General features: G+C 47.8%; 4 protein-coding genes. All 4 read left to right on the top strand.

Translation table 11 applies throughout. The annotated features are described in order from the left end of the window. Positions 1 to 19 precede the first annotated feature (19 nt). On the top strand, positions 20 to 307 hold the full coding sequence (locus tag ABT56_RS23700; protein WP_047880329.1) for a PAAR domain-containing protein: 288 nt from the start codon (positions 20 to 22) through the stop codon (positions 305 to 307). A 5-nt stretch (positions 308 to 312) separates the two neighbouring features. Beyond that, the gene (locus tag ABT56_RS18210; RefSeq protein WP_047880330.1) at positions 313 to 1254 is read left to right on the top strand and encodes a hypothetical protein; all 942 of its coding nucleotides are present in this window, start codon (positions 313 to 315) and stop codon (positions 1252 to 1254) included. Positions 1255 to 1273: 19 nt separating this feature from the next. After that, positions 1274 to 5983, top strand: coding sequence for an RHS repeat-associated core domain-containing protein (locus tag ABT56_RS18215; RefSeq protein ID WP_053062552.1), 4710 nt, complete (start codon positions 1274 to 1276; stop codon positions 5981 to 5983). Between the two features lie 2 nt (positions 5984 to 5985). Next, positions 5986 to 6159, top strand: a 174-nt coding sequence (locus ABT56_RS18220) for a GAD-like domain-containing protein (protein ID WP_047880331.1), incomplete at its 3' end; no start/stop codon positions are given.

Consider the following 6159-nt stretch of genomic DNA (forward strand, 5'->3'; position numbering starts at 1 on the left):
CGCAGGCGGTAGCGATGGAATGGGAAAAGCAGCTGCAACGATTTCATGTTATCACACCTGTCCAGATCAAACAGACAAAATTCCGCATGTTGGTGGCCCTGTTGCTACTGGGTCAGGGAATGTTTTTATTGGTGGTTTGCCTGCTGCGCGCGAGGGTGACATGCTGGTTTGTATAGGGCCTCCTGACACAATTAAAGGCGGCTCTGGATCGGTATTGATTAATGGTAAGCCAGCAGCCCGAATGGGTGAGCCAACCAGTCATGGTGGCTCAGTTGTATCGGGAAATCCTAGTGTCACTATTGGTTGATATTGATGGCCTATACTGTCGAATCACACTGCCTATGGGTTGGCAGCGATAATAACTATGAAAAAGTGTTGGGCTTGCACTCAGACTTGATAATTGAGCCAGAACCGATAATTGTTAATAGCCAGTCGGTTCTGGCTTTGCCGATTGTTCCACTTAGCGCAGGTGATTATCTATCGCGCTTGACGGAAATATTAAAATCGACAGTATGCACGTTGGATATTGATTGGTTATCGGCACCTATTTTGGTGTTGTTACCACAGCTGGGAACTGTTGATCAAAGCCAGCATCAAGCTCTATATCCTTATCTTTGTCAGGCGATTCCTGCATTGGCAGCACACACTCATTGCTATTTATATCCTTATGGGCGCAGTGCCATGCTCCTTGCTTGGCAGCAGATTGAACGTTTGTTGTCGCAAGAGTGCCACTCAGGAGTGTGGGTTTTAGCGCTAGACAGTGATCCCCGCTTAAGTTCGTTACCTTTTAGCACTGCCTGCCTGCAAGACGTGGAAGATGGAATAGTTGCTTCAGAGAGTGTTATCGCCCTTAAGGTCTTTACATCTGCCAGTGGACTGATCCGCCCATGGTTATCTTATGAGGCCAGAACGAGAGACAAAGCGGCAACGGCTGCTGTGATGGCATTGTTTCAACGTTATCAGCATGCATGTGGTCAGCCAATCCATCAATTCTATGCCCCTTATGATGGAGGGCGAGGTTCTGCTGAAGAGTGGGCTGGCGCATATCAACATCTTCACGGATGTGTTGGAGAATTTACCCAGATTGTCATGAGTGGAGCGCTAACCGGAGAATTAGGCGCATGCTCTGGACTGTATAACTTGCTACATCTCTATGCGCGTTACCAGCGCGGAGAGTATCAGCTCCCGACATTGCAGTTGGAAATCTCAGAAAAGCTCTACAGAGGCGCTGCCTTATACGCTTGGCAACCATAGTGGATGATAGTGGAATAACATGGACGGACTCATATTACTGCAGCTTAAAGCCAATGATGGCAAGGCGTATCAATTTGCTATATCAGAGCATGCTAATTCTAAGAATATCCCTATTCGATTTGATACGTTACAGCTGGCAAAGCTTCATATAGAGAAGTTCGCCCGTCTAAGGGCCGCGCCTGGTGCTGACTTACTTGCTGTTTTGGGGCTGCTTGATTTTCATGCAGAGGTAAAAGCTCGGGCTATTGGGCACGGTGCATTTAATCAGGCTAAAGAAACCCTTGCAAAAGCACTATTTAATAAACAACTGTGGGTTTATGAGGTTCCGGAAGTTGAGCCAGTAATTGTTCACCAGCCAACGGTTATGGAACAACTCGCCAAGACTACAAAAAAAGTGACGGGCCAAGGGGGGCGGGAGGATGTCGCCCCCGTTGCTGAAAATCGTATTTCAGATACCCCGACAACGGCTTCTCCTGATGAGATGGCCTATTGTGGCGATCCTGTTTCTATGGCGACAGGGGAAGAAATACTGACTCTGACGGATATTCAGCTAACAGGTAGTGCGGCTATCCGTTGGGAGCGGGTGTACCGCTCGAGTTTATGTCACCAGAACGTGGGCTTAGGCTATGGTTGGCGAAGTAACTTCCATTTTGAGTTAACGCCTATTGTACGAGCCGATGACGGCGTTACCCAGTGGCATTTTGTCGATCATCTGGGTGATTTATTGATCTTTGATGATGTAGCGGCGGGAGCCGTGGGTTACCAACTTACTGCCGGGGCGAGTATCTTTCATGATCCCCGCGGTTATTATCGTTTAACACTGAATGATGGTCGGCAGTTACGTTTTGGTTATCAGCATTCCCGCTGGGTACTGGAGCGGCTCAGGGAAAATGAAACTCTACAATATCAATTGAGTTACTCTAGCAATGGCCGTTTAGTGCATATTGCCGCTAACGGCTGCCAGCAGCTTGAATTACGTTATGATGCCGGCGGTAACCTCATTGAAGTTCAAAGTCCTGCTAGCGAGGGAGAGCTCGTGCAACGTGGTATCCGCGTTGGGCATCATTCCCCCCAGGTGCTGGCTCATTATCATTACGATGCCGAAAACGATTTGTGTGAGGCGAGTAATCGTCAGCAACAAGTTGAAAAATATCGTTATGATCAGCATCTATTAGTCCAGCGTACTCGTCCTTCCGGATTCAGTCACTATTTTGAATGGCTCGGCCAAGGCGCTACCGCGCGATGTTGCGCCCAGTGGGGGGATGAGGGGAATTACCATTATCGCTTTGAATATGATCTTGAAGCGCATACCGCCACCAGTACCGACAGTTTGGGCAATCAATGGCGCTTTGAACATAATGCCCAAGGGCGGCTATTGTGTAAGGTGTCCCCGCTCGGTCACCGTTGGCAGTACCGCTATGATAACCGATCTCGCAAAATTGCCGAGATCTCTCCCAACGGAACGGCAACCTATTACCGCTACAACCGCTATGGTCAATTGTACGAAGAGCAGGCTCCAGATGGCGGTTTGACTCGTTATCGCTATAACCGGCTTGGGCAAGTGATCCTGACGATAGACAGTGAAGGTCAAGCGTGGCGTAACGACTATAACAGTTTTGGGCGCTTATTGAGCCAACATAATCCTTGTGGGCTTGAGAAACATTATCAGTATGACCGCTATGGCCGGATCACTCATATCACCCAGTCAGACGGGCGGAGCCTGCGGTATTGGTGGAATGCGCAAGGTCAGTTGGCAGCCGTGCAAGACGGTGATGCTATAACACGTTACAGCTATGATTTGCTGGGTGAAATCAACGGTATGGTTAGTCATGATGGCTGGGTGACCCAGTATCGTCGTGAGCGTAACGGGCAGGTTGTTGAGATCACCCAATATGCACAGGAACAGCCGAATGAGGTTCGCCATCAGTATATTGAATACGACTGGGCTGGCCGCCCGACGGTATTTACCGATACGATAGGCCGCAGCCATCATTTTATCTATGAGGGATTGGCCCAGCCTACCAGACACATTCGTCCTGATGGGAGTTGGCTTGCGTTCGAATATGATAGCGAGCGCAACCTAACTGGTATTGAGCGTAGTGACGGTGCGCGCTATCAATTGGTTTATGATAGCGAGGAGCGGATCATCCAGACGGTTGGCTTTGATGGCCGTACTCAGCAGTACCAGTATGATGAGCAAGGCAAGCTGATTAGTCTCAGTGAGCAGGGTGAGCGTTTCATCCGGCTTCGGCGTGATGAGTGCGGCCGGGTCATTGAGCAAAGCTGTAGTGTAGCAGGCATTACCGATGCCAATTATTTCCAGTATGACAAACTGGGGCGGCTACGGAACGCCAACAATGCCCAACGTAAAATCCATGTTGATTATCATGCCAATGGCCAGCCTAGCGAGGTTTGGCAAGATAACTGGCGGATCCAGCATAGTTATGACAATGCTGGTCGGCGTATCGCAACCTGCCTGCCGGGCGACCATCAAGTTCATTATCGCTATAACAGCCAAGGTCTGCTGGTGGCCATTGACTGGGACGGGCAGACTGTTTGTGAACGTGATTTTGACAGTTGTGGGCGAGAAATTCAGCGCCGACAGGGCAATGGCATTACTTGCCTACAACAGTTTGATGTACTGGGGCGTTTGCAACAGCAGCAACGACTTCATCCACACCGAGCCGAGTATCAGCGTGACTATCGCTATAATGCGGCTGATCAGCTGGTGGGCATCGAAGACAGCGAGCAGGGTGCGAGCCAGTATCAGTTTGATGTGTTAGATCAGCTTACCAGTAGCCAGCTACCCCATCAGCCAGAAATTCTGTTTGCCTTTGATAGCTTTGGCAACCCACAAAATACCGCAGGGGAAGGGGCTGATAGTGCGGTATGTGTGACTCAGGATCGCCTAGAGCAATGGCACGATACTCATTATCGTTACGATGGTTTTGGTAACCAAGTTAAAACGTGTAGCCAACAAGGCAACGAGCAGCGTCGGTTCAATGGCTTAAACCAGCTCACCAGTTTCAGAAAATCCGGTAAATATACCCAGTACCATTACGATGCCCTTGGTCGTCGCAGCGCCAAAATCAGCGAAAGCCAGCGGATTGATTACCTGTGGGATGGGGATCAGTTAATCGGCGAGCACTGTAATGGCGAATATCGCTGGTATCTCTACGAACTGGGCAGCTTCAAACCCGTCGCCCTTATTGCACTGGGTGAGATCTATTACTACCAGCTTGATCATCTCGGCACCCCGCTGGCACTAACTGATCAACACGGCGATATTGCGTGGCAGGCCGACTACAGCACCGAGGGCGTCGCCAGTCTAACCATTGAACGCATCACCAACCCGTTGCGTTTTCAAGGCCAGTATTATGACGTGGAATCGGGCCTGCACTACAACCGCTTCCGTTATTACGATCCCACCGTTGGGCGCTTCATTCACCAAGATCCCATCGGCCTGCTCGGTGGCATCAACCCGTACCAATACGCCCCCAACCCCGTGCAATGGGTCGACCCGCTAGGGTTGAGTTGTAAAGAGGGGGACTTGCTTGGCGAACTCGACCCGAACCGATTCGTACCTAACTCTTTGCAATGGGTTGATCCGCTAGAATTGAGTTGTAATGACGGAAAGAATATATTTGAGTCAGCAAATCAATATCTTGTAGATAATCGAGCGGGTATTGCCAATGCTGTTAATAAGCTCAGTAGAGTCAGTCCTGCAGGGGTCTTTGGTATAGGAGCGGGTTATGAGTCCATACTAGGGTTATCAGAATTTTTACTGGACCCCTATGGCAATATAAGTAATACATTCAATAGCGCTAAGGGCTTAGCTTCCGATTTATTTGATGCTCAATTTAAGGGGGATATTGAAGCGAAAATTCGCTTAGGTGAAACTGGACTTGCAATGTGGGAAGGTGGCAAAAAGTGGGCTTCTGAAACCATAGATCATGCTATCACTGGTGACATGTTTGAACTTGGTGCGAATACAGGTTCGCATGTGATAGATTTAGCGACAGGTGTAAAAGCAGGATTAAAGCTATCGACCTTAAAGGTTCCTCATGGCACGGCAAGCATGAATGGTGTTGGGGCTTTTGGTTCTACAGCATTTAAAGTGATGAAAAAATTAAAATTACCATGCTTTAAACCTGGTGATGCTTTGAAAAAATCCTTTAAAAACGATAGGGAAGGACTTGCAGCAGAATTTGATAAACAGCTAAAAAACCAACAAGATGGTATAAATAAGATGACTGTTGGTAAGTACCTAGAAAACAGAGAAAGATTGGCTGAGTTAGTCAAAATACATGGTTCAAAAAAAGCCCGGCAGATACTAACAAATAATGGTTCAGCTCAGAGAAAAGCACGAGATGACTATTTCGAGAAATTAAAAAAAATAGCTACTAAAGAGTATCGAGGCCAAGGGATATCAAGTGTTGAAGCTGAGCGTTTAGCTTTAGAAAAGGCTAAAAACACGATGAAGGATTTGGCCGCATTACATGATCCTGATTTGATTGCCGGCGGAGATGATAAAATCACCGGTTTTGGTGACAAGAGAGTCAATTCATCATTAGGTTCGCAATGGCCTAAGACTGGTATAGATCCATCATTGGATAATCAACTACCTAGACAGAGTCGAGTGACGAGTATGGATGCTGCTGCTAGGAATGCATTAAGTAACCTCGGGGCTGATGCAAAAATGAATGTCGAATTAACAAGGTGTAAATAATCATGCCGTATAAGTTTGAGTTAGATGAAGATTTTGAGTACTTTTTGCAAAAGTTTGGATATCCCTTTGCGACGGTTGATTGCCGACCAGAAATTGTAGAAAAATTTAGAGGGAAGCTACCGGATAGATTACTGGAATATTGGCAAGAGTATGGTTTTTGTGGTTTTCAACAAGGT

This window comes from Photobacterium aquae, assembly GCF_001029445.1.
GTDB classification, from domain to species: domain Bacteria; phylum Pseudomonadota; class Gammaproteobacteria; order Enterobacterales; family Vibrionaceae; genus Photobacterium; species Photobacterium aquae.

Bases quoted from the DNA above. Each gene is read 5' to 3' on its own strand.
- ABT56_RS18210 (WP_047880330.1), top strand. From the start codon at position 313: ATGGCCTATACTGTCGAATCACACTGCCTATGGGTTGGCAGCGATAAT.
- ABT56_RS18215 (WP_053062552.1), top strand. From the start codon at position 1,274: ATGGACGGACTCATATTACTGCAGCTTAAAGCCAATGATGGCAAGGCG.
- ABT56_RS23700 (WP_047880329.1), top strand. From the start codon at position 20: ATGGGAAAAGCAGCTGCAACGATTTCATGTTATCACACCTGTCCAGAT.